The organism is Galbibacter orientalis DSM 19592 (assembly GCF_000260115.1).
Classification (GTDB): Bacteria; Bacteroidota; Bacteroidia; order Flavobacteriales; family Flavobacteriaceae; genus Galbibacter; species Galbibacter orientalis.
Genome location: NZ_JH651379.1, coordinates 821802 through 846728 on the forward strand (window position 1 = coordinate 821802; position 24927 = coordinate 846728).

Annotated in this window: 21 protein-coding genes; 10 read left to right on the forward strand and 11 right to left on the reverse strand. The window is 33.9% G+C overall.

Going from position 1 to position 24927, the window contains the following annotated elements; all coding sequences use genetic code 11:
• Window positions 1–33: 33 nt before the first annotated feature.
• Together rimM and JOOMADRAFT_RS03780 are read right to left on the reverse strand one after the other, a co-directional pair.
• Entirely contained in the window at window positions 34–558 is a 525-nt protein-coding gene (rimM, locus tag JOOMADRAFT_RS03775; protein WP_008611434.1) for a ribosome maturation factor RimM, read from the reverse strand.
• A 12-nt stretch (window positions 559–570) separates the two neighbouring features.
• Window positions 571–1128 (reverse strand): 30S ribosomal protein S16, encoded by a 558-nt coding sequence (locus JOOMADRAFT_RS03780; RefSeq protein ID WP_008611435.1) that lies wholly within the window; start codon window positions 1126–1128, stop codon window positions 571–573.
• 484 nt (window positions 1129–1612) lie between these two features.
• On the opposite strand from JOOMADRAFT_RS03780, the gene JOOMADRAFT_RS19640 reads away from it, so the two are divergent.
• The 10 genes from JOOMADRAFT_RS19640 (at window position 1613) to tyrS (ending at window position 13668) form a co-directional block, all read left to right on the forward strand.
• The gene (locus JOOMADRAFT_RS19640) at window positions 1613–2506 is read left to right on the forward strand and encodes a hypothetical protein (RefSeq protein ID WP_008611436.1); all 894 of its coding nucleotides are present in this window, start codon (window positions 1613–1615) and stop codon (window positions 2504–2506) included.
• A gap of 231 nt (window positions 2507–2737) precedes the next feature.
• Window positions 2738–3199, forward strand: coding sequence for a DUF417 family protein (locus tag JOOMADRAFT_RS03790; RefSeq protein ID WP_008611438.1), 462 nt, complete (start codon window positions 2738–2740; stop codon window positions 3197–3199).
• 517 nt (window positions 3200–3716) lie between these two features.
• Window positions 3717–6014 (forward strand): FdhF/YdeP family oxidoreductase, encoded by a 2298-nt coding sequence (locus tag JOOMADRAFT_RS03795; protein ID WP_008611439.1) that lies wholly within the window; start codon window positions 3717–3719, stop codon window positions 6012–6014.
• Window positions 6015–6041: 27 nt separating this feature from the next.
• The gene (gene hemW, locus JOOMADRAFT_RS03800; protein ID WP_008611441.1) at window positions 6042–7184 is read left to right on the forward strand and encodes a radical SAM family heme chaperone HemW; all 1143 of its coding nucleotides are present in this window, start codon (window positions 6042–6044) and stop codon (window positions 7182–7184) included.
• On the forward strand, window positions 7184–7939 hold the full coding sequence (locus tag JOOMADRAFT_RS03805; RefSeq protein WP_008611442.1) for a cyclase family protein: 756 nt from the start codon (window positions 7184–7186) through the stop codon (window positions 7937–7939). Before hemW ends, JOOMADRAFT_RS03805 begins: the two co-directional genes overlap by 1 nt.
• A 289-nt stretch (window positions 7940–8228) precedes the next feature.
• Window positions 8229–9773, forward strand: a complete 1545-nt coding sequence (gene istA / locus JOOMADRAFT_RS03810; RefSeq protein ID WP_008610833.1) for an IS21 family transposase — start codon at window positions 8229–8231, stop codon at window positions 9771–9773.
• 17 nt (window positions 9774–9790) lie between these two features.
• On the forward strand, window positions 9791–10537 hold the full coding sequence (istB, locus tag JOOMADRAFT_RS03815) for an IS21-like element helper ATPase IstB (RefSeq protein WP_008610832.1): 747 nt from the start codon (window positions 9791–9793) through the stop codon (window positions 10535–10537).
• A gap of 508 nt (window positions 10538–11045) precedes the next feature.
• Window positions 11046–11405, forward strand: coding sequence for a DUF4260 domain-containing protein (locus tag JOOMADRAFT_RS03820; RefSeq protein WP_008611443.1), 360 nt, complete (start codon window positions 11046–11048; stop codon window positions 11403–11405).
• A complete protein-coding gene (locus JOOMADRAFT_RS03825) occupies window positions 11398–12045 on the forward strand; it encodes a DUF4230 domain-containing protein (protein WP_008611444.1) in 648 nt (215 codons plus the stop codon). The genes JOOMADRAFT_RS03820 and JOOMADRAFT_RS03825 overlap by 8 nt, the downstream gene beginning before the upstream one ends.
• Window positions 12046–12354: 309 nt before the next feature.
• Entirely contained in the window at window positions 12355–13668 is a 1314-nt protein-coding gene (tyrS, locus tag JOOMADRAFT_RS03830; protein WP_008611445.1) for a tyrosine--tRNA ligase, read from the forward strand.
• 165 nt (window positions 13669–13833) lie between these two features.
• Here tyrS and JOOMADRAFT_RS03835 read toward each other — a convergent pair whose 3' ends face one another.
• From JOOMADRAFT_RS03835 to JOOMADRAFT_RS03875, 9 genes are all read right to left on the reverse strand, one after another.
• A complete protein-coding gene (locus JOOMADRAFT_RS03835; RefSeq protein ID WP_008611446.1) occupies window positions 13834–15603 on the reverse strand; it encodes a MutS-related protein in 1770 nt (589 codons plus the stop codon).
• A gap of 127 nt (window positions 15604–15730) precedes the next feature.
• Window positions 15731–15925, reverse strand: a complete 195-nt coding sequence (rpsU, locus tag JOOMADRAFT_RS03840; RefSeq protein ID WP_008611447.1) for a 30S ribosomal protein S21 — start codon at window positions 15923–15925, stop codon at window positions 15731–15733.
• A gap of 191 nt (window positions 15926–16116) precedes the next feature.
• Window positions 16117–17367: an NAD(P)/FAD-dependent oxidoreductase gene (locus tag JOOMADRAFT_RS03845; RefSeq protein ID WP_008611453.1), complete on the reverse strand. Its 1251-nt coding sequence runs from the start codon at window positions 17365–17367 to the stop codon at window positions 16117–16119.
• A gap of 33 nt (window positions 17368–17400) precedes the next feature.
• Window positions 17401–18408, reverse strand: a complete 1008-nt coding sequence (locus JOOMADRAFT_RS03850; RefSeq protein ID WP_008611454.1) for a 4-hydroxyproline epimerase — start codon at window positions 18406–18408, stop codon at window positions 17401–17403.
• Between the two features lie 11 nt (window positions 18409–18419).
• Entirely contained in the window at window positions 18420–20156 is a 1737-nt protein-coding gene (locus tag JOOMADRAFT_RS03855) for a DUF885 domain-containing protein (protein ID WP_008611455.1), read from the reverse strand.
• A gap of 3 nt (window positions 20157–20159) precedes the next feature.
• Window positions 20160–21743, reverse strand: a complete 1584-nt coding sequence (locus JOOMADRAFT_RS03860; RefSeq protein WP_008611456.1) for an aldehyde dehydrogenase (NADP(+)) — start codon at window positions 21741–21743, stop codon at window positions 20160–20162.
• A gap of 144 nt (window positions 21744–21887) precedes the next feature.
• Complete coding sequence (locus JOOMADRAFT_RS03865; protein WP_008611457.1) at window positions 21888–22817, reverse strand: dihydrodipicolinate synthase family protein; 930 nt, start codon at window positions 22815–22817, stop codon at window positions 21888–21890.
• A 233-nt stretch (window positions 22818–23050) separates the two neighbouring features.
• Window positions 23051–23413 (reverse strand): MmcQ/YjbR family DNA-binding protein, encoded by a 363-nt coding sequence (locus JOOMADRAFT_RS03870; protein ID WP_008611458.1) that lies wholly within the window; start codon window positions 23411–23413, stop codon window positions 23051–23053.
• 736 nt (window positions 23414–24149) lie between these two features.
• Entirely contained in the window at window positions 24150–24842 is a 693-nt protein-coding gene (locus JOOMADRAFT_RS03875) for a zinc metallopeptidase (RefSeq protein WP_008611459.1), read from the reverse strand.
• Window positions 24843–24927 lie beyond the last annotated feature (85 nt).

Genomic DNA, 24927 nt, shown 5'->3' on the forward strand with positions numbered 1-24927 from the left:
ACGAACATTGAGACTCGCAAAATTAGTAGCAACTTATAAATATAAATCTATAAGTCCTTCTGGAGTATTTACAATTATTTGTTTATTCTCGCGATCTACTTTTTCGATAAACTCATCGTTCATCGGAATTAAAATTTGTTTGCCATTGTTCTCTACTTCAAATAGTGCTTGAGCAGTATTATCGTTTACAGAAACAATAGTTCCAACTACTCCATAATTGCTATCCTTCATGGAAAAACCAATAATTTCATGGAAATAAAATTGATTTCCAGATAATTTTGGTAAAAACGCTAAAGGTAAATAGAGTTCACTCTTTAAAATAGCATCAGCTTCGGCTTCTGTGTCTACATCTTCTAATCGCATTCTTAATAATTGCGACTTATGAAGGGAAGATTTTTCTATAAAAAAAGGAACCAGATTATTGCCATGGGCAATAAATACTGATTCCAAATTTTCGTAGAGTTTAGGTTCGTCGGTATCAAGCTTTGCTAATACCTCACCCTTAAAGCCGTACTTTTTAACTATTTTGCCGAGATAGAAGCATTCTTCTTTTCTCATGAAAATAATATATTAAGCGTCTGCTTTGTTTTCTTCTTCTGCATCTGCTGCAGGCTCTTCAGCTTGTGCCTCTGCTTCTGGAGCAGCTTCTTCAGCTACTTCTTCTTCAGCTGGAGCTTCTGCTTCTGCTGCTGCTGCAATACGCTTCTCATTAATTTCTTTTTCTGCTTCAAAAGCTTTAGCTTTAGCTTCTTCTTTAGCTTTTTCTAAATCTCCTTTTTTAGCATCAACTTTTCCAGTTTTCTCTTCAACCCAAGCTTCAAATTTCTTTTGAGCTTCTTCTTCAGTTAAAGCTCCTTTTGCTACACCTCCTAATAAGTGGTGTTTCAATAAAACTCCTTTGTAAGATAAAATTCTTTTTGCAGTATCAGTAGGTTGTGCACCATTCTGAAGCCACTTTACAGAACCATCAACATCTAAGTCTATTTGAGCTGGATTTGTGTTTGGATTGTAAGTTCCTAATTTTTCAAGAAATTTACCGTCTCTTTTTGCGCGAGCATCTGCCGCTACTACCCAATAAAAAGGTTTTCCTTTTTTACCGTGTCTTTGTAATCTAATTTTTACTGGCATAATCCATTAATTAGCGGGGTTCTCGACCCCTATTATTAATAATAATTTGCTTGCCTTATGGCTTAAGCGGGTGCAAATATAAGCTATTTCTTTAATACAAATAATAAATAAGTTAATTTTTTACAACTTAAAGAGATGCTAACTTATTGTGTATAAAACTTTAAAAGGTGATGGAATAGTGAAATTGCTTTAAACAATAGTATTTGTGACTATTAAGAACAATTAATGTAACGTATAACTTCAACTTTTATATTCTTTGATTGATAATATAATTGTTACTAAGATGCAGTACAAAGGATAAAATAGACGATTCATCGTAATTATATGATATTAGTAGAAAATAATGATTCTTATTGAAATTATTTTCGTAGATTTTCTTGAGTTTAAAAAATAGATAACTCTGCTTTCACCCCATTTTAAAATATTAAAGAATTAATAGTATAAGAAAGCGTAAAGTATTTACACCCATTAAAAAAGTAAGCACATGGAAACTTCAAAGTTAAAAGATTCAATTCTAACATTTTTTGTTGCAGTATTAATAATTACATCTGCTAGCGCACAAATAGAGAATACCCCATTAGGTGTTACTTCTGAAGTTCTTAAAACCCTAAAAGTGTCAGATATTGTTATCCCTGAAGGCAATAAACCCATAGAATGTAGAGGTTTACGATTGAGACGTTTAGATGTTGTTCCAGGAGGTAAAATACCCGTACATAGTCATGAAAATCGTCCGGCAATTTTAAGTATTGTAAGTGGTGAAGGAATGGATGTAAGTAGTTATAGTATGGAGGATGAGGATGAGGAAAAGCTTGTAACGGTTCCTTATGCTACATCTTATGCAGAATTTAATGAGATTGTTCATTATGCGGTAAATTTATCTAGTAGTGATACTCTTAAGTTAATTACTTTCGATTTTTTAGATAATGGCTCGCTTTGTAACGGAAATAAATATGCTGAAAAATTAGAGCTTTTTGATAAATTAAAAACTGAAGAAAATCCGTTTTATATAAACAACTCAACTCATGTAGAAGGCGCAGAAGTAAGTACATCTATATTTTATGTTCCACTTTCAGATATTAATTTTCCAGAAGGTTCTACTGCTTTAAACGAGCGAACATTACGCACTAGAAAAATTAAAATTAAATCTGGAGACTCTCTTCCTGAGCAAAACTATCTCAACAGACCTACTTATATATATGTATTGGAAGGAGCCTTAGAAATTCAAAAAAATAAATTCGTAAAAGAAATAATACAATCGGGTGGTGCTTCCAAATTAATTAACCATGGTAATGCAACCATTCGTAATGCTTCTACTACCCAAAAAGTAATATATATTACAATGGAACTTTGGGATCCAACAGAGGAAGATGTTCTGTAGGAAACTCCCTCGGAACAAGATCACGAGGTATTCAAAGGAAACAAATTAAACCCATTTCGATGCAGAGTACTTCTGCAAACTCAGCACAGGCTCTGAGGAATTAAACCCTCAATGAGGGATTAAAAGGAAAAGCTAAAAAATATTTCGTATTAATCCCTTCGGAAAACTCAGGACAGGTTTTGGAGCATTCAAATCTCGATTATCAAGTAACAACAGGAACTCATAAGTTATATGAAGACAAATTATTGTGAAAAAATAGGATATACAATTGCGGTACTAGGTACAGCAACAATTTTAATTTGGATAGGCTTATTTAAGTTTACGGAAACAGAAGCAAAAGCCATCGAAAATTTAGTGGCTAACCACCCGATGATGAATATTTTTTATTCATTTTTTTCCATCCAAGAAACCTCTATTATTATAGGTATAATGGAAATTATTACAGCTCTGGGATTAATTCTCTCTTTTTGGAGTAAAAAAGCAGGAGTTATAGCTGGAACATTAACAACGCTAACTTTTTTAACTACACTTAGCTTTTTATATACTACTCCTAATACTTGGAAATTTGTGGATGATTTTTTTGTTACAAATTTCTTTATACTAAAAGACCTTCCAATATTTGGGATAGGACTCATAGTATTGGGGAAAAGTTTAAATAAATCCAAGAATAGTAATCGTAGAGGCGTGTATTAAATACAGCCATTTTTAGGTATTTGAATTGTATTTAACTAAAACCTTTCAATTTTATATAATTTATTGATTGTAAAAAAATAGTTTAATAATAATGTAAAAAATACTTCATAATGTGAAATATTTTATCTATATTAGTACGTATATATACCTCACGTCTTTATAATTTAATTTTTCAATTTTTATATAATATTTGGTGGTAAAGAAACCATCCCCCCATGCTACTAACGTTGCAAGCTAAATATTGTAACTATTTTGATTAATTCCAAAGTCCAGATGTTTCTGGACTTTTTTTGTATTTTATTTCATTAATGTCAGAGAAAAAATGCAAGACCGCTTCGCTGCAAGAAAATATAGTTATTAAATCCGCTACTTGTTTATATTTTTTAATGGTAAGATTTCATTTTAAAAACCTCATATAAGACTTGATATAACAGAAGTTTAATAAATTCTATATATTTTAAAAGGATAGCAATGATTACCTTTATACAATCCACAGGAATTTTATGAAATAGATAAAATGACAAAAAGAAAGTATCGAGATATTAGTACGGAGGGGAATATTAAATTTTCTGGAATTACACTTAAAGAACCCGAAACATATGCGGCAGGATTTAAAGCTGTGAAAGTAGCTTTGAAACATGCTTTTAAAGAAATGGGGATTACTCGTCCGTTAGGAGCACTTTCCCATATGAATCAAAAGGGAGGTTTTGATTGCCCAAGTTGCGCCTGGCCTGACCCAGAGCATCGTTCAAAATTAGGGGAGTATTGTGAAAACGGAGCGAAAGCGCTAGCAGAAGAAGCTACTACCAAGCGTGTAAATACTGATTTTTTTAAAAAATATGCTGTTGAAGAACTCTCCACATGGACAGATTATGAAATTGGAAAAAGTGGCCGTATTGAAACACCTATGTTTTTAGATACTGAAAGTTCTAATTATACACCTATTTCATGGCAGGATGCTTTTAATATTGTAGCTGAAGAGTTACAGCTACTTAATTCTCCAGATGAAGCTATTTTTTATACCTCTGGAAGGTCTAGTAATGAAGCTGCCTTTTTATACGGGCTTTTTGCACGTGCTTTTGGAACTAACAATATGCCCGATTGTTCCAATATGTGTCATGAGTCAAGCGGCGTAGCATTAGGTGAAACACTAGGTATCGGAAAGGGTTCTGTAAAACTTGAAGATTTATATAAAGCTGAGGCTATTATGGTGATTGGGCAAAATCCAGGTACAAATCATCCTCGAATGTTATCCGCATTAGAAAAATGTAAAAATAATGGCGGCCATATAATAAGTGTAAATCCTTTGGAAGAAGCTGGTCTAACACGGTTTAAAAATCCGCAGGAAGTAAACGGATTTTTTTCAGGAACTGCTATAAGCAATATCCATCTTCCTGTAAAAATTAATGGAGATGTAGCATTATTAAAGCTAATCATGAAAAAATTAGCCATTCTGGATGAAGGTAATAAGGAGGTTTTTGATCATCATTTTATTGAAAAATATACTGCAGGATATCAATCTTTTATAAATCATTTAAATCAATTTTCAGAAGAAGAACTTTTAAATCAATGTGGAGTCAACGAGGGTTTAATAAATCAAACTGTTGCATTATTAGCAAAAAATAAGAAAATTATTATATGCTGGGCAATGGGACTTACACAACATAAAAATGGAGTTGAAAATATCCAAGAATGTGTAAATTTATTATTGCTGAAGGGGAGTTTAGGGAAACCTGGTGCAGGCACATGCCCTGTTCGGGGGCATAGCAATGTACAAGGAGATCGAACGGTTGGGATTATGCATTTTGTGAATGAAAAATTAAATGAAAATATTAAAAAAACATTTTTATTTGACGCACCAACCAAAGAAGGTTTTGATACCGTAAAAGCTATTAAAGCAATGCATGAAGAACGTGCAAAAGTGTTTGTAGCCTTGGGAGGAAATTTTTTATCTGCAGCCTCAGATACTAATTATACAGCCACGGCATTACAAAACTGTAATCTTACGGTGCATATAAGCACAAAATTAAATCGGTCGCATCTGGTTCCAGGAAAGAAAGCATTGATTTTACCAACGCTAGGTCGGTCTGAACAAGATAAAAAAAATGGAACTTCTCGTTTTTTAACAGTTGAAAATAGTATGGGTAAAGTTCATCAAACCAAAGGAATTTTAAAGCCTGCCTCGAGTAATTTAAAGAGCGAGCCTGAAATAATTGGAGGGATTGCAAATGCTTATTTTAAAGGAGAACATCCTGTAAATTGGCTGGAATTAAGCGCAAATTACCATTTGATTAGAGAAAAAATGGGAGCTGTACTTTCTGGTTTTAAAAAGGTCTCAGAAAAAAGTGAAGCAGGAGGTTACTATCTTCCAAATAATGTTAGAGAATTAGATTTTAGTATGCTTCCACAGGGAAAAGCGCAATTTACCAATTGCAATTTACCGTTGCATAATTTAAATGAAAATGAATTTCTATTGATGACTATTCGCTCACACGACCAATTTAATACTACAATTTATGGGCTTAACGACCGTTATCGAGGGATTTACAATGAGAGACGTGTTGTTTTGATGAATGAAGAGGACATGAAAAAGCATCAATTAAAGAAACTTGATATTGTAGATTTAGTTAGTAATTATGATGGTATTGAACGTATTGCAAAACAATTCTTAGTAGTTCCGTATAAAATTCCGAAGCAAAATTTAGCAGCTTATTTTCCTGAAACAAATGTGTTGATTCCTATTAATCAATATGCCGATAAAAGTTATACCCCCATTAGCAAGTCTATAAAAGTAAGTATTAAAAAAGCGAAGTAATTTTTTCTGAAACAATACCTTTGCATTATGGCTGGAATTTATATTCATATCCCGTTTTGCAAGCAAGCTTGCCATTATTGCGATTTTCATTTTTCAACTTCTATGAAAAAGAAAACAGCTATGGTAGAAGCTTTAGAGAAGGAATTAATACTCCGAAAGAATGAAATTAATGAGCCAATAGAAACCATTTATTTTGGTGGGGGAACGCCAAGTGTACTTTCGGTAGCAGAAATTAATTTATTGATAGCCGCTGTTTATCATCATTTTGACGTGGCCGAAAATCCAGAAATTACCTTAGAAGCCAATCCAGACGATCTGGATAAAGAAAAAATTATTGCCCTTGCTCAAACACTTGTTAACCGACTCAGTATCGGGATTCAGTCTTTTTTTGAAGAAGATTTGAAGTTGATGAACAGAGCGCATAATGCGCAAGAGGCAATAAATTGTTTAGAAACTGCCACACAATATTTTAGTAACATCTCAATAGATTTAATTTACGGCATTCAGCATATGTCGCCTGAACATTGGAAGGAAAATATTGCAACCGCATTGTCGTTTAATATTCCGCACATTTCTAGTTATGCTCTTACTGTTGAACCCAAAACTGCATTGGCAAAATTTATTGAAAAAGGGATTATAGAGGATGTTGATGACGCCTTAGCGCAACAACACTTCAACATCCTTACCGAGACACTGGAAAAAAATAATTTTGTGCATTATGAACTGTCCAATTTTGGAAAGGAAGGTTTTTTTAGTAAAAATAATACCGCTTATTGGCTCGGTAAAAAATACCTTGGTATTGGTCCCTCAGCACATAGTTTTGACGGCAATAATAGAAGTTGGAATATAAATAATAACAGTAAATACATACAAATAATTACGGAGAATAAGTTGCCTAGCGAAGTAGAAAATCTTTCGGTAACAGATAGATATAATGAAGCGGTTATGACTGGACTAAGAACGGTTTGGGGTGTTTCTTTAAAAAAAATAACCGAGGATTTTGGTGAAAATTATGTAGCTTACCTTTTAAAACAAGCCAAAAAATATCTTGAAAAAGAACTTTTAATAATTACAGACGAGGCTTCTGGTAAGACATTAAAAGCCACTCAAAAAGGAAAATTTCTTACCGATGGAATTGCTTCAGATTTATTTATAATTGATGAAATTTAATGAAGAGCATTATTCAATATAAAAACAAAAATTACACAATAGATTTTTCTGCACCTATTGATATTTCTATCCTGTTAAAAGGCGATGATAGCAATCCTAATGCATGGTATGTACCTGCTCCTGAGATTAAACCTGTAACTACCAAAGATTTTATAGGAAGTGTAAAAAGTGGGGCTTCTACTAATTTTAACAACATCTTTTTTAATCCGCATGCACATGGAACACATACCGAATGTGTTGGGCATATTACCAAAGATTTTTATAGTGTAAACGACGTTTTAAAACAGTTTTTTTTCTTAGCTGAAGTTATTTCCATAACTCCCGAAAAAGTAGGAGACGATTTTGTGATTCAAAAGCATCAGTTAGGAACGGTTTTAAAAGACACCACCGCAGAAGCCCTTGTTATTAGAACATTTCCTAATTCTGAAGAAAAATTATCAAAACATTATTCGCATACCAATCCGCCATATCTTTCTGAAGAAACCGCTATATTTATTCGAGAATCTGGCATTAAGCATTTGCTAATAGATTTACCATCGGTTGATAAAGAAAAAGACGATGGGAAATTATTAGCTCATAAAGCTTTTTGGAGTTATGATGAGGAATTAAGGCTAGATGCTACCATTACGGAGTTTATTTTTATACCCAATTTGGTAGTTGACGGCTTGTATTTTTTAAACCTACAAATAGCTTCGTTTGTTAACGATGCTTCTCCCAGTAAACCTATTTTATATAAAATTTTAGATACACAGTAAAATGATTGTTTGGATATTCCATCTCCCCCTTGAAAAACAATAAAAATATACTGATGAAATCCTCACAGAGAGATTTAATATAGACAAGGCAAATGCCTCCACAAAAGGGGGAAATAAATCAAAAGCTTTTAATAGGTGGAAATTCTTGCCAAACTGACCCATGTAATCCTGCGAAAGTGACCCACTGAATCCTATTTAAAGTGACCCGGGTATTCCTGTCTAAATTGACCCACCTCTAGAAAGAGCATGTATTAAATAACTTGTATGGTTATAATCAAGAAAAATAACCATGGCAAACATACATTTAGACATGCGAAAAATCAAACAACTATATCGTTTACATACTCAAGGAGTTAGTAAGCGGAGCATCAGTAAACAACTTGGTATATCCAGGAATACTGTTCGCAAATACATCGAATTATTACTAAAGAGCAAGCTTACAAGTGAAGAGGTTGATAAGCTTGGTTTTGAAGATTTACGTATATTATTGCATATTGATGAGACCCACATAACGACTCGTCATGAGTATGTTTTTAAGTTATACCCAGAGGTAAGCAAACGCCTTAAAAAGGTTGGAGTTACTCGTTACATGATCTGGGAGGACTATTATCAAAATAAAAAGGTATTTATCTCTTATTCTAGATTTTGTCATTTGTATAGAGTTTGGTCTCGTACTCAAAATCCAGTCATGCGATTTAACCATAAGGCTGGGGATAAAATGTTTGTGGACTTCACAGGAAAGAAATTAGCTATCATAGATCCCGCTACTGGTTTACTAAAAGAAATGGAAGTATTTATTGCTGTACTAGGAGCAAGCGGCTATACCTATGTAGAAGCTTGTCGTTCACAAAAACGAGAGGATTTTATTGGGTGCATAGTAGGTGCATTACATTTTTTCGGAGGCGTTCCTAGAGCAATAGTAACTGATAACTTAAAGTCAGCTGTTACAAAAAGTAGCAAGTATGAGCCTATCCTTAATGAGAGTTTATTGGCTATGGCAACTCATTATGATACCACGATACTTCCAACAAGAACCTATCGTCCAAGAGATAAGGCACTAGTAGAAAATGCTGTAAAGATTATCTACACAAGAGTTTTTGCTCCATTAAATGGGAATGATTATTATACCTTAAGTGCTTTAAATGAAGCTGTATTAGAACTCACGGGGAAGCATAATAAAATTAACTTTCAAGCAAGGGACTGTTCTAGGTTAGATTTATTTACATCTTTGGAGCAAGAAGAATTATTGCCATTGCCTACAGATAAATATCAACTACGTGCCTACCTAATGGGAACAGTATATAAGACCTCTCATATCCACATTAATAAAGATAAGCATTATTACAGCGTTCCTTATCGTTATATAGGAAAGAAGGTTCGCATCATTTATACAAAAGACACCGTTGAAATTTACTATAAGCAAAAACGGATTGCTGTTCATAAAAGAGGCTTAAAACGTCATGGTTACACTACCGATAGCGAGCATATGCCTTCAACACATCGTTATGTAGCTGATTGGAATCCTGACACCTTTTTAAATTGGGCTGAAGGTATTGGAGGCCATTGTAAAACTTTCATCACTTTATTATTAGGAAAAAGACAACATCCTGAACAATCCTATAAATCTTGTGCTGGTGTATTAGGGCTAGCTAAAAAAGTTGGGAATGAACGTCTTGATAATGCTTGTAAACGAGCTTTAGATTATGAACGCATCAATTATCAAAGTGTTAAAAGTATTCTTGAAAAAGGATTGGATTTTATACAGGAAGATACCAATACAGAATCTACAATCCCTAAGCATGGAAACATCAGAGGGGGCGATTATTATAAATAATTAAATCATTATAAATTATGAATGACCAAACATTACAACAAATGAAACAACTAAGGCTATATGGCATGCATAGAGCCTTTACGACAACACTAGAAGCAAATCATCTAGCATATACTAATGATGAGCTAGTAGCGTATTTATTACAATCTGAATGGGATGATAAACACAATAGAAAAATAGAACGATTAACCAAAGCAGCCAAGTTTAGATATAAAGCTTCTGTAGAAGAGATATCTTTTGAATCCAGCCGAATGATTGACAAAAACCTATTAATTAGGTTCACATCGTGCGAGTTTATTAAAAACAAGGAAAACATACTCATTACAGGAAGCACAGGTGTTGGTAAAAGCTTTATTGCCTCAGCTATTGGATACCAAGCTTGTTCTCTAGGGTATAAAGTCAAATATTACAATATCAATAAGCTTTTTGCTAAACTCAAACTAGCTAAAGCAGACGGTTCATACATGAAAGAAATCGATAGAATAGAAAAACAGGATTTGCTCATTCTTGATGATTTTGGACTTCAAGAACTTGATACTAATAAAAGACAAGCTTTTATGGAAATCATCGAAGATAGACATGGAAAACGTGCTACTATCATAGCCTCACAACTACCAATTATGGGATGGCATCAAATTATCGGAGAACAAACTATTGCTGATGCTATTTTAGATCGACTGGTACATGCAGCACATAGAGTGGAACTTAAAGGTGAATCCATGAGAAAAAAAGAAAAAACAATGATAAATTTTATATTTTTATAAGCACAAAACTGCTCTTTTTAGAACCTGTTTTACTATGCTCAATTTAAACAGGAATGGGTGGGTCAACTTTACAGGAATTTACACTCAAGCTCTTTTTTAATCAAATTTCTAATTAAAAGCAGTTCTTGAAAATGACATGTGCTTAGAAAACAACAACTTACCTATTACTAAAAATTAGGATAATCCTCTTTTCTTATAAATTTAGAGTTGTGCAACGGTTACAACGTATATAATTAATGGCTAGTTCAAGCTTACTTAGTTTTTCTTTTTTCATTTTAATTTCTTAGCACTTATTTATTTTGGTTTTGTGCCGATTTTTGGTTTATCATTAAATTTGGGCAAATAATGTCCTTTTACGTGTTTGACAATATTACTGGAATCATGATGAGGAATCAAGGCTAGATGCTACCATTACGGAGTTTATTTTCGTGCCCAATTTGGTAGCTAAGGCTTGTATTTTTAATTGTGGCTATGCAGCATTAAAAACACTTTATATAAACGTATTTGTATGAAATTAAGCTTAAAAATAGAAGAACTTATCATGTTCCTTTTAGGGATTTTTATGTTTACGAATTTATCTATAAGTTGGTGGTGGTTTATTGGTTTATTTTTAGCTCCCGATATCGGAATGTTGGGTTATCTTTTCAATTCAAAAATTGGAGCTTTTGCCTATAATTTGTTTCACCATAAAGGGGTAGCATTGATTTTTTATTTTATTGGTGTATTTTTATCCTCTGAAGTGTTACAATTTATCGGAATTTTACTGTTCTCCCATGCTTCTTTTGACAGAATTTTTGGCTACGGATTAAAATACAACGATGATTTTCAAAATACACATTTAGGAAAAATAGGAAAAACACATGAGTGATATTCTTCAAATACTTTTAGGATTATTATTAGGAATTTTAGGAACCTATTGGTTGGTTTCTATTTTTTGGAAACGACGTTCTTCTGAAAACACTCAGGAGCAATCAATAATTATTCTTGAAAAAATTAGAAATGTTTATAAACTGATTACTGTAGAAGGTGAATTTGCTGAAATTTATCAGTATGAAAACGTAAGAGAACATTTCTTAAAACTAATCAGCAGTAAGAAAAAAGCATTATTAGTAATTAATGCAAAAGTAAATGTAGGTTTCGATTTAAAAAAAATTGAAATGCATGCAGATCCAAGTTCTAAGAAGATAATTCTTACTTCCTTTCCTGAGCCTGAAGTGTTAAGCATAGAACCAGATGTAAAATATTACGATATTAAAGAAGGCCTTTTTAATTGGTTTAAAACCGATGACCTTTCTACTTTACACAGTGAGGCTAAAGAACATATTTTAAAGAAAATTCCAGAAAGCGGTCTTCTAGAATCTGCAAAAAAAGAAGCGCTAGATGCAGTACTTATGATTGAAAATATGGTACAAGCTATAGGCTGGAAACTAGATTACAAGGCACTAGAAATAGATTTAATTCCTGAAAAACCTAAGGCCAAACCAAAGCTTAAAAAGAATCAAGTTTGAGTTTAAAATATAACCGAGAGATTAGCGTATCTATTTATTAGGGATTACTTTTCATCACTATTTAACTTGACATTAAATATTCTAATCAACTACCTCGAGGCAAACCTACGAGGTATTCAAAGGAAACAAATTAAAACCATTTCGATGCAGAGCACTTCGGTAAACTCAGTACAGGCTTTGGGGAATTAAACCCTCAATGAGGGATTAAATCAAAGTGTGTACTTTACCTATGCGCTGTATTCTTGTATAAAACAATTCCTCAAATAAATCTATTGTTCTATCTTTGCGGCTGTCTAAAAAACAAAAGAAATGGCTACAAATTTAGTAGAAGAATTACGCTGGAGAGGCATGGTACACGACATGATGCCGGGAACGGAGGAACAACTTACAAAAGAAATGACGACGGCTTATATTGGTTTTGATCCAACGTCAGATTCATTACATATTGGAAGTTTAGTGCCTATTATACTTTTAGTTCACCTTTATAAAGCAGGGCATAGACCAATTGCTCTTGTAGGGGGTGCTACAGGAATGATTGGAGATCCGTCAGGAAAATCTGATGAGCGTAATTTATTAGACGAAGCTACCCTTGCGAAAAATGTTGCAGGTATTAGAGGCGTACTTTCTAGATATTTAGACTTTAATGCATCTACTGAAAATGCACCTATGCTTGTAAATAATTATGATTGGATGAAGGACTTTTCCTTTATCGAATTTGCTAGAGACGTAGGAAAACGCATTACCGTAAATTATATGATGTCTAAAGATTCTGTAAAGAAACGTTTGAGCGCAGATTCTGGGGTTGGAATGTCTTTTACTGAATTTACATATCAATTAATTCAAGGATACGATTTTTACCACTTGCATAAAGAATACGGATGTATGTTGCAAATGGGAGGAAGCGACCAATGGGGGAATATTACTACAGGAACCGAATTGGTTCGAAGAATGAATGTTGATAGTGAAGGAGAAGAGCCTGCGAAAGCTTTTGCCCTTACTTGTCCGCTTATTACTAAAGCCGATGGTTCTAAATTTGGAAAATCTGAAGGAGGAAATGTATGGTTAGATGCCGATAAAACCTCTCCTTATAAATTTTACCAGTTTTGGTTAAACACTTCGGATGAAGATGCTGAAAAATATATTAAAATCTTTACTTTTTTAGATAAAGCAGCTATAGATAATTTAATTGCTGAGCACAAAGAAGCGCCACATATGCGTTTATTGCAAAAACGATTAGCAGAAGAAGTTACTACATTTGTACATTCAAAAGAAGAATACGAGAATGCCGTAAAAGCTTCTCAAATTTTGTTTGGAGGTGGTGCAGACGATTTAAAGCAACTTAATGAGAAAACTTTTTTAGATGTTTTTGAAGGAGTGCCGCAAGCGGAAGTTAGTAAAAGCGAGATTGAAGCAGGATTAGATATTATTGGAGCCTTGGCGGTTAATACAGGGTTTTTAAAATCTAATGGAGAAGCTAGACGTGCGCTTAAAGAAAACTCTATTTCTGTAAACAAAGAAAAGGTAAAAGAAGATTACCAAATAACCGTAAACGACCTTATAAATAATAAGTTTGTATTGCTACAACGCGGAAAGAAAAATTACTTTTTAATAAGAGTAGTTTAAGCACACTAAAGAAGTTATAAGAAAAGAATGTCAGTTTGAGTAGAGTCGAGAAAAGTTCTAAAACGTAACTCGACTCTACTTAATAAGACAGTTTCTTTTTCCAGTATTTGGTTAACTCATCACTTCGCCAACTTACCAACTCAACGCCTTATCAGCTTAACATCATCATACAATTCCCATATTCTCTAGTAGGAAAGAAGCGTTCATGTTTTCACAAACACCCTTTTTAAATGTATAATCAAAGGTGAGTTCTTTTCCGTTGATAAAAGCCTCAAAAAAGTAATTTTCTACTTTGTTATTCTCTTTAGCTACCTCACATAAACTTAAGTCGTGCGTAGCAATAATTCCTGTAGAATGGGAAGCTGAGAGTTTCTCCACAAATTTACGGGAACCAATGGCTTTGTCTTTACTGTTTGTTCCTTTTAAAATTTCGTCTAAAACTACAAAATAGGTGTCGGTTTTAATTTTATCAACAATCAGTTTTAAGCGTTTTAACTCTGCGTAAAAGTATGAAGCATCATCGGTAAGAGAATCGGCAGTCCGCATGCTTGTAATAAGCTTAATCGGGCTATATTCACTTGTAGTAGCACAAACAGGTAGGCCACAATTTGCCATAACAATATGTAAGGATACCGTTCTTAAAAAAGTACTTTTTCCAGCCATATTTGCCCCTGTAATAACAAAAAAGTGCTCTCTATCAATTCTTAAATCGTTATACACCAATTTATCTTCAGCAATTAAAGGATGTCCTAATTGGTTCGCCTTTACGGTAGTTTGGTTATTATTTATCTTCGGAAAAGTATAATTAGGATGGTTAAAAGCAAAATTTCCGAGCGAATTATATGCATCAAAAAAAGCAATCACTTCAAACCAACTTCCCACTTCATTTTTATTAGTTTTTATCCATTTTTCAATTCGATTTGTATTGTATCGGTCCATTTGAAAAAAAGCATTTCCTGGCACAGAAATCAAAAGGTTGGCACGTTGTTCTAGTGCATCCAACATTTTAGAAAATTGCTTAATTGTTTTAGAAGTAGAAGTGTTATTTCTTAAAACAATTTGTTGTTTTTCTTTAAGTAAATCACTGCTAAAATTAGCTTCTTCAATTTTTGAAATTAATTGATGGTATTGCTGAAATGTATCTTGAGTTTTAGAAGCATATTCCGACAGCTTATTTACTTCTTTTACTTTTTTTCCGGCTACAATAATTCCGAAGATAAACCAATATAATACAACAGAACTAGGAATAACATCTAAAAAAGCAAGCGTACATATTACTAGAGAACAAATTGAAAAAACATATGGCAACCATGTCCAATTTTTACTAATTATAGACGTATGGTTTTGGAGCCATTGTATAATTGTTTCTGCAGAAGCTTCCGTTTTTACTTGCGCTGCTGTAGCACTAAAATCTTGTCGCCAATTGGACATCTCGGCTAATTCTTCAATAGCTTTTTGTTTCTTCGGAATCTCCTCTGTATTATTTTCAGTATAAATTTTTACAAGGAATTTTTGTCCTGCATTTGTGGCTGTTCGATTGCTGTATTGAAAGAAACTTCCTTTTCCAAAAAGGTCTATATCGTGACTAAAATCGTGCTCGTAATTTGAGTATTGTTTACCATCTTCTAAAAAATGAAACTCTTTTTTAAGGACTTTTAATTCAGTTTCATTGGTATGAATTCGTACTTGAAGTTTATTTTTTTCATATTTATAATCGCTATGTTTTGAAACCAAAGCAATGAATAAAATAATCCCAATAAGGATGCTTGGCAATAAAACCAATGTATTTCCCCAAAAAAAGTAGATAATTGCTACAAGAGCCAAAAAAACAAGCAGCCTAAAAACACTAAGTGTGGCTAGTGTTTTTTGAACTGCTTTTAATTGTTTTTGAAAAAGCGATAGCCTTTCTATATAATGTTGCTGCGGATTTTTCATTTAGAATATTTCTGAACCAAAGTTTGCGGTGTCATTTAAAAATAAGCACATAACAAACTTGGAATATTTAGTCTCTATTGTTGAGTAAAACTAAATAAATATTCTAAATCTAAAAGCCAAAAAAAGGTTATTCTTCCAACCCTCTCAAATATTGCTCTTTATAAGCCGCTTTTTGTTTTGTCTGACGTTTTGCTTCTGAAGGTTTTGTGTATTGTTTTCTCTCTCGAAGTTGTTGAAGCACTTTGGTATTTCTAAATTTACGTTTATAACGCTTAAGCGCTCTTTCAATACTCTCTCCTTCTTTTACTACAGTTTTTAACATATGTTGATTTTAATATTTATACTACCTATAGTATAATAAAATTTCTGACAAATGTTGTTAAAGAAGCGATAAAATTTGTACTTAAACTACTTCGTAAGCCTTCCAAACAAAACCGATAGGAAGAGGCCACGAGGTTTGTAAGTAAATTCCTTTATATAAATGTCTCTAAGAGTTCGATTCTCCATAAGGGATTAAAACTTTCTATCTGGATGGAAGGCAGCCAAATCCATAGATGGTTTTGTGTTATTTATAATTTCGGTAACTAATTTTCCTGTAGCAGGTCCTAAACTCCACCCCATCATTGCATGACCTGTAGCAAAAATTACATTTTTACAATAATTAGTTCGTCCAATATATGGCATTCCATCTGGAGAAACTGGTCGCAATCCGCTTTGTGCTAGGTCTTTTTCTTCAGAAGTAATTTCTATTTCTGGATAATAATTTTTAGCAGCATTCGCTATGGCCTCTACTCGTTGTTTTCGGATGGTTTTATTAATTCCAGAAAATTCCATTGTTCCTGCAAAACGTGTAAATCCATTCATGGGAGTCATAGCCACTTTTGCTTCCATTAAAATTGCTGGAAGTGTAATATTGGTAGATTTATGCAAATCTATTCGGTAACCTTTTCCTGCTTGAAGAGGGATTTTGGCTCCAATTTTTTTAGCTATTTCATTACTCCAAGAGCCAGAGGCTACTACAACCTCATCGGGTGTGTAGGTGTTTTTATCTGTAATTACTTTTGTTACCTTCTCATTAGAAACCTCTATATTCTCAACGGTTTCATCCGTTTTAACAACTACCCCATTTGCCTTTAAATAGGCTAGCATTTTGGGCATTATTTCGGTAGGAGTGCTATGTGCATCACATTCATAAAAAATAGCTCCTTTGGCATCTATTTGAACATTTGGTTCTAATTTGTCTAACTCATCTTTGTCTAAATGACGAGCCTCAAGCCCTTCAAATTGAGCTTTTTTAGCTACTTCAAATTCGTCAGCACCCGCTTGCTCTGTTTTATAGAGCATCAATAAGCCCTCATGCTTAAAATGAAAACTTCCAAAATCATCAGAAGCTAAAATATCTTTATATAATTCTCTACTGAGGACATTTATTTCTTTTATCACAGGAATCGCTTTCGCTACTTTTTCATGTGTAGACGATTTATGAAAATACCAAGACCACTTAAAAAAATCGGTATCCCAGCGAGGCTTCATGTAAAAAGGACTGGAAGAATTAAACATCCATTTTACTCCTTTGGCTATCATTCCAGGCGTTGCCAATGGGATAATATGACTAGGAGTAATATACCCTGCGTTTACAAAGGAAGCGCCTTCAGAAACACTGCCTTTATCAATAACAGTAACCTGATGCCCAGATTTTTGTAAATAGTATGCCGTAGAGAGCCCTATAATTCCTCCTCCAATAATAACAACGTCTTTTTGCATGCCTTCTAATAAATAAATTAAACCTTAGTTGTTTTAAATCACCTGAAATCCGTGTGCGTATGGGTCGTCATCGTCAATAATAATATTATTATAACCATATACTTTTGCCCATCCTTGAATACTTGGAATAATTGCTTTTTTTCCTACAAGAGTAGTTTCTTCTTCAATTCTTCCAATAAATTGAGACCCTATAAAACTTTCATGTATAAACTCATCGCCTGGTTTTAAAAGTCCTTTAGCGTGCCATTGAGCCATTCTTGCAGATGTTCCTGTTCCACATGGGGAACGATCAATAGCCTTATCGCCATAAAATACCGCATTTCTAGCAGTCGATTTTGGATTGATAGGGTTTCCTGTCCAAAGCATATGACTTACACCATTGATAGTTTTATCTTCTGGATGTACAAATATATCCTTGTATTTTGCATTTATCTTTTGACGTACTTCCTGACTATAATTAATAAGCTTACTTGCTGAAAAGTTATGTATTCCAGAAAAGTTTTTCTGTGGATCTACAATAGCATAAAAATTACCACCATAAGAAACATCAAAAACCAACTCGCCTAATTCGTCACAATCAATAGTAAGTTCGGTGGCTGCCAAATAAGATTTTACATTGGTTAGCTTTACCCAATCTACTTTATTTCCTGTTTGCTGGTATTCAATTTCAATTAATCCAGCGGGGGCTTCCATTCTAATTTTCCCAGGAATTTTAGGAGTAATTAGTCCTTCCTCTATGGCAATTGTAATGGTTCCGATAGTTCCATGTCCGCACATAGGAAGACATCCACTAGTTTCTACAAAAATAATCCCGAAATCATTTTCCGGATTTATTGGAGGATATAATAAGCTTCCGCTCATCATATCATGACCACGAGGTTCAAACATTAATCCTTTTCGAATCCAATCGTATTCTTTTATAAAATGTTGTCTTTTTTCACTCATGTCCTTCCCTTCAAGGTTAGGACCGCCGCCAGCAATTACTCTAACGGGATTGCCACATGTATGGGCATCAACACAAAAAAAAGTTTTTCTTGCCATTTAAAGTCAATCTATATTTTAGTAGCTTCTTCAATGTATTTGTTTACCATTTTCTCTAAAATTGGGAGGGTAACGGTTCCTTGTTCTAATATCACTTCATGAAAATCTCTGATATTAAAATCTGCTCCCAACTCTTTTTCTGCTTTTGTGCGTAATTCCCTAATTTTTAATTCGCCCATTTTATAAGAAATAGCTTGCGCAGGCCATCCTATATATCTATCTGTTTCTGTATTAATTTCATGCTCAGAAAGTGCGGTATTACTTTTCATATATTCAACCACTTTTTCTCGCGACCATCCTTTTGCATGAATTCCAGTATCTACAACCAATCTACATGCACGCCACATTTCATAGGTAAGTTTACCAAATTGTTCATAAGGAGTGGTATAAATTCCCATTTCTTCAGCTAAAAACTCAGTATACAAAGCCCATCCTTCGCCGTAAGCCGACAAATAAAAACCTTTTCTAAACTCAGGAATACTGTCTCCTAACTCTTGGTTAAGAGAGATTTGTAAATGATGACCAGGAACTGCCTCATGAGCTGTTAACGCAGGTAAATTATATAAAGAACGACTCTCTAGTTTATAAGTGTTTACCAGATAATAACCAGGCTCTGTGCTACTTTGACTTCCAGAATAGCGCCCCCCAGTATATTTAGGAGCTATGGCATCGGGAACTTTTATTACACCATAAGGTTTTCTAGGTAATGTATTAAAAAACTTTGGGAGCTCTGCATCTATTCTCTTAGCAATATCTCTAGCTTCTTTAAGTAAATCTTTTCCAGTGGTTGCGTAAAATTGCTCGTCGGTTCTCAAAAAGTTTAAGAACTCTGGAAAACTTCCATCAAAACCAACCTCAGCAATAATTTTATCCATTTCGGTTCTAATTCTTGCTACTTCACTCAATCCTATTTTATGAATATCATCTGCAGTATACCCTGTTGTTGTAGTGTAAAAGTTAATTCTATTCTGATAAAATTCTTTTCCTCCAGGGGTTTCCGAAACTCCAATGGCATCTCGTGTGTTTGGAATATAATCTTCTTCAAAAAAAGTTTTTATTTTTTTAAATGAAGGGATTACATTTTTGGTAATCGCAGTTTGCGCTTCTTGTAAAATAGAATCTTTTTGATGCTGTGTAAAAGTAGTAGGGAGTTTCTCAAAAGGAGAATAGAAATAACTTTCGGTATAACTATCTACAATATGCTTATTGTAAGAGGACTCATATCCTTTAAAAATAATTTTAGGTTGAGAAACTCCTTTTTCAAGGCCTTCTTTAATCAAAGCTATATTTTGGTCTACAAAATGAGGAATATCATTTAAGACATTTAAATATGCTTTTGCATCCTCATAATCAAGTATCGGTTTTACCCGATAATTTAGGTTTAGATGAAATCCTTGATCTGCTTGAATAGGATTCAGATACATTTCAAACTTATTAAAATCAACTATATCTTTAAGCTTGAATTGTAATAACTCAGAAGAGATTCTTTCTGTTTCTGTAAGCGATTCAGGATTTAAGCTTTCTAATTTTTGCAATTGCTGTTGCGCAAAATCAGCTTCTTTTTTATACAATTCCTTTTCATAATTTCCTAAAGGATGCTTTTCTGTACCTTCAACTTTGAAATTGTCTACCTCTTGAATGATATTTAACAACTGCATTGAAGCATCTTCCTCTTCACTTTTACAGGAAACAAGAAAGACGCTTAAAATAAGTAACTGATAAAAAAAGCCACTGATAATTTTTGACATATTTTAAATAGATTTATTAGAATGTTCGCTATTAATTAAACGCATAATCTGTAACGGATTTTCATTTTTTAAAGCATTTGGTAATAATTCCAATGGCCAGTTTTGATATGCTACTGGACGCACCCAACGCTTAATTGCACTCACTCCTACCGATGTGTATTTAGCATCTGTGGTTGATGGAAATGGCCCTCCATGATGCATAGACGGACAAACCTCCACTCCAGTTGGAACACTGTTTAAGATAAGTCTTCCTACTCGCTCTTTTAAAGCTTCAACAATTTCAGATTTATGAGCTAATTCGTTACTATTTCCTAAAATTGTTCCTGTAAGTTGCCCTTCTATAGCGTCTAAAACAGTTTTTAATTCTGCATCATTTTCACATTGAACAATAATGGAATAAGGACCAAAAACTTCTTGATGTAAAACAGGGTTTTTTAGAAATTCTCTACCTGCTACAGTTAGTACTTTTTGCTTTCCAAAATTTGGCGAAGCTTCAGTATCATAACTAGCAACTACAGAAGTGTTACTTTGTTCTGAGGCAGTTTTAACCCCTTTTTGATATGTTTTACATATATTAGGATGCAACATTGGTGTAGGGGCAATCTCGCTAATTTCTTTTCCTAATTCAGTAATAAAGCTTTCTAAAGCATTGCTTTTTACCGCTAACAATAAGCCTGGATTGGTACAAAATTGTCCAGCTCCTACTGTAATAGAACCTGCATATTGTTTAGCCCAAAAACTTCCTTTTTCTTCTAAAGCTGAAGGTAAAATAACAACAGGATTAATACTTCCCATCTCCGCATAAACAGGAATCGGTTCTTTACGATTATTAGCCAATTTATAAAGAGCTGTTCCTCCTTTTATACTTCCTGTAAAACCAACTGCTTTTACTTTAGGATGTTTTACCAATTGCTGTCCAACCTCAATACCACTGCTATTTACATTTGAAAAAACTCCATTTGGCATTCCTGTTTTTTCTGCCGCTTTAATAATAGCAGATGCAACTAGTTCTCCAGTTCCTGCATGCATTGGGTGACTCTTAACAATTACTGGGCATCCAGATGCTAATGCACTAGCTGTATCTCCTCCAGCCGTTGAAAAGGCTAATGGAAAATTACTTGCTCCAAAAACTACTACTGGCCCTATTGGAAATAGCATTTTTCGGATGTCTGGTTTTGGCAACGGTTCTCTATCTGGTTGAGCAGTATCAATAGATGCTTCTACCCAAGAACCTTCTTCTAATAAGGTTGCAAAAGCACGCAGTTGTCCCATAGTTCTTCCGCGTTCACCACGAGCTCTTCCTTCTGGTAAACCTGATTCTGCGGTGTAAGTTTCAATAAGAATATCTCCTAAAGCTTCAATTTCATCTGCAATAGTATTTAAAAAACTTGCTTTTTCTGCTCCAGAAAAGTTTTTATAGGTTTGAAAGGCTTCCGAAGCTAATGTAACAGCTTCATCAATTTCACTTTCTATAGCTTCATAAAAAGTCCAATCGGTTTCTTTATTTTCCTTAGGATTGAATGTTTTGTAGGTTTTAGTACCATTTGCAGTTAATTTACTGCCGATATAATTTTTTCCTGTAATCATTTTAAAACCTTTTTTTGTTTGTATTTCTCAAGGGGTTTTCCCAAGAGTGCTGTATGTTTAAAATATCAAGAGTCATTACCCTAAAAGCACTTAAAAATAAGTTTTTTTAGCATAATGACTTTCAATAAATAGGATATTATTTTTTTAAACCGTTGCGGTTCTTAACGCCTTATAATCTGGTAATTGTGGACGGTTTTTCATTCCATCTTCAATCACTTTTAAAACACGCTCACGTTCTTTCCCTTGTAATGGTAATCTTGGTGCTCTTACAGTTTCTGTACCAATACCAGTTGCTACCTCAGCAAGTTTTATATTTTGTACCAATTGCGGATTAATATCTAATTCTAACAATGGTAAAAACCAACGGTAAATAGCCAATGCTTCTTGGTTTTTGCCAGCTTTTGCAAGCTCGTAAATTGCTACTGTTTCTGCAGGATAAGCACATACCAATCCGGCAACCCAACCATCGGCACCCATAAAAATACTCTCCAATCCAAGTGTATCTACCCCAGTAAGTACTTTTAAACGGTCTCCAAATCTGTTTTTTATGCGAGTAACATTAGAAATATCACGAGTAGATTCTTTTACAGCCTGAATATTTTCACACGCTAAAAGCTCTTCAAACATATCTAAGGTTACTTCAATACCATAATCTACAGGATTGTTATAAACCATAATTGGTAAATCGGTACTATTGGCTACTTCTTTAAAATAAGTTACCGTTTCAAAATCGTTTGCTTTGTAACGCATTGGAGGCAACATCATTAATCCGCTTGCACCATTTTCTTTTGCAATAGCAGCTGCTTTGATAGCGCCTTTGGTAGTTTGTTCTGCAACATTAATAATAACAGGAATTTTATTATCAACTATTCTTACAGTTTCTCTTATTAAAGTCACTTTTTCATCATCTGTAAGTGTACTCGCTTCTCCTAGAGTACCTCCAAGAATAATTCCGTTTACACCCGCTTCGAGTTGTGCTTTTATATTTACTTCAAACATTTTCAAATCTAAAGCGTCATTTTCGTCGAATTTGGTTGTAACCGCTGGCATTACGCCTTCCCATTTTACTTGCATAACTATATAATTTATGTTAATCCCTTATTGAGGGGCTAATTCCCCGATACTTATATCGAAAAGAATTATGTTATTTTCTTTGAATACCTTGAGAAACTGTCTCGAGGTAATTAATTACAAAGCTATGGCAATAAGTAAAAGTAAGTTTGAAGGATGTTAACCAGAATTATGCATATATTATCCCATTTTAGAGATTGTAGGAGTATTAAAGTGAATTTATGCTGAATTATGAGTTATGACAATTCATTTCTTACTTTTTTTGGTAGGTTTTTTACTACCATATCGTAAGAATGATCTATTAATTCTTTTAAGAATGAAGAAGATATTTCAGAAGAATTTAGAGAAACCGTATTCCAGTGTTTTTTGCTCATATGATACCCTGGCTTAATACTTTCATATGAAGCTCTAAGTTCTAAAGCCCATTCAGGATCACATTTTAAATTGATGCTTTTATCGCCACCTTCCCACTTTTCAAGTCCGCAAAGAGCGAACATTTTTTCGCAGACCTTAAAAACTAGTGTTTGTTTATCAAAAGGAAAATCTTCTGTAACTCCTTTTTTAGAAAGACAATAATTATAAAGTTCCTCTATGTTCATAAATTCTCTTTTTTAATAGTATACAATTATAGGCAGTAGGCAGTTTTTTCTTTGTAACATCGTAACTCCATAACAGCGTAACTTTTTAATTCAAAGGGGCAAAGGTGCAAAGTGGCAGAGGGACAAAGTTATAAATTTGCTAATGAGGAAATGAAATGAAGACGGAAGTCCGAAGACGGGAGTGTTCAGTTGACAGTTAAAGTATGCAGTTTTTTCTTTGTAACAGCGTATCTCCATAACAGCGTAACTTTTTAACTCAAAGGGGCAAAGGTTCAAAGATGCAAAGATGCAAAGTTATAAATTTGCTAATTTGGAAAATGAGGAAATGAAAACCGAAGTCTGAAGTTGGGAATCGTTGTATTCAGTAAGATGTAGAACAAGTTTTTTTTCATTGTAACATCGTAACTCCATAACAGCGTAACTTTTTAACTCAAAGGGGCAAAGGGGCAAAGTGGCAGAGGGACAAAGTTATAAATTTGCTAATGAGGAAATGAAATGAAGACGGAAGTCCGAAGACGGGAGTGTTCAGTTGACAGTTACAGTATACAGTTTTTTCATTGTAACATCGTAACTCCATAACAGCGTAACTTTTTACTTCCGTCTTCCGTCTTCCGACTCTCCTAACTTCCAACCTCTTCCCTATTCTTCTTTCCTTCTAACTTTTTACTTTGCCACTTTGCATCTTTGAACCTTTGAACCTTTACAAACTTTCAACTATCCTCTTCTCAAACAAACTTTAATCTCTTCCTCCAAAAACTTGTAGGGCAAAATAAAGTAATGTTGCTAGGGAACCTATTGCAGCTACTACATACGTTCTAGCAGCCCATTTTAAGGAATCCTCTGCTCCATTATATTCTTCTGGAGTTACTATATTTCTATTTTTTAACCAAGCCAAAGCTCTATTACTAGCATCGTACTCTACAGGTAATGTTACAAAACTGAATAATGTACCCATTCCAAACATTATTAATCCAATTACAGCTACCGTATAACCAAGTCCAGAAGCAGCCCCTAAAACTAAACCTCCAAAAATAACCCAAGTAGACATTCCAGAAGCTACACTTACCACAGGCACTAGTTTAGAACGTAATTGCAACCATTCGTACCCTTTAGCGTGTTGTACTGCGTGCCCACATTCATGAGCAGCAACAGCAGCAGCGGCAGCGTTACGCTGGTTATACACCCCTTCACTTAAATTAACTGTCTTTTTAGCAGGATTGTAATGGTCTGTTAACATTCCTGGGGTAGAAATTACCTCAACATCTGTAATTCCATTATCGTGAAGCATTTTACGAGCTATCTCTGCACCACTCATTCCATTTCTAAGATGTACTTTTGAGTAATGCTTAAATTTACTTTTCAACTTAGAACTTACCAACATACTAATAAGTCCAAGACCTCCAATTATAATCCAATATCCTATTCCCATATCAATTATTTTTAAAACTAAATTACAATTTAAAAAGCAAAAACCCCGCCAAATTTAGCGAGGTTTAACATTCTGCCGTAAAGAC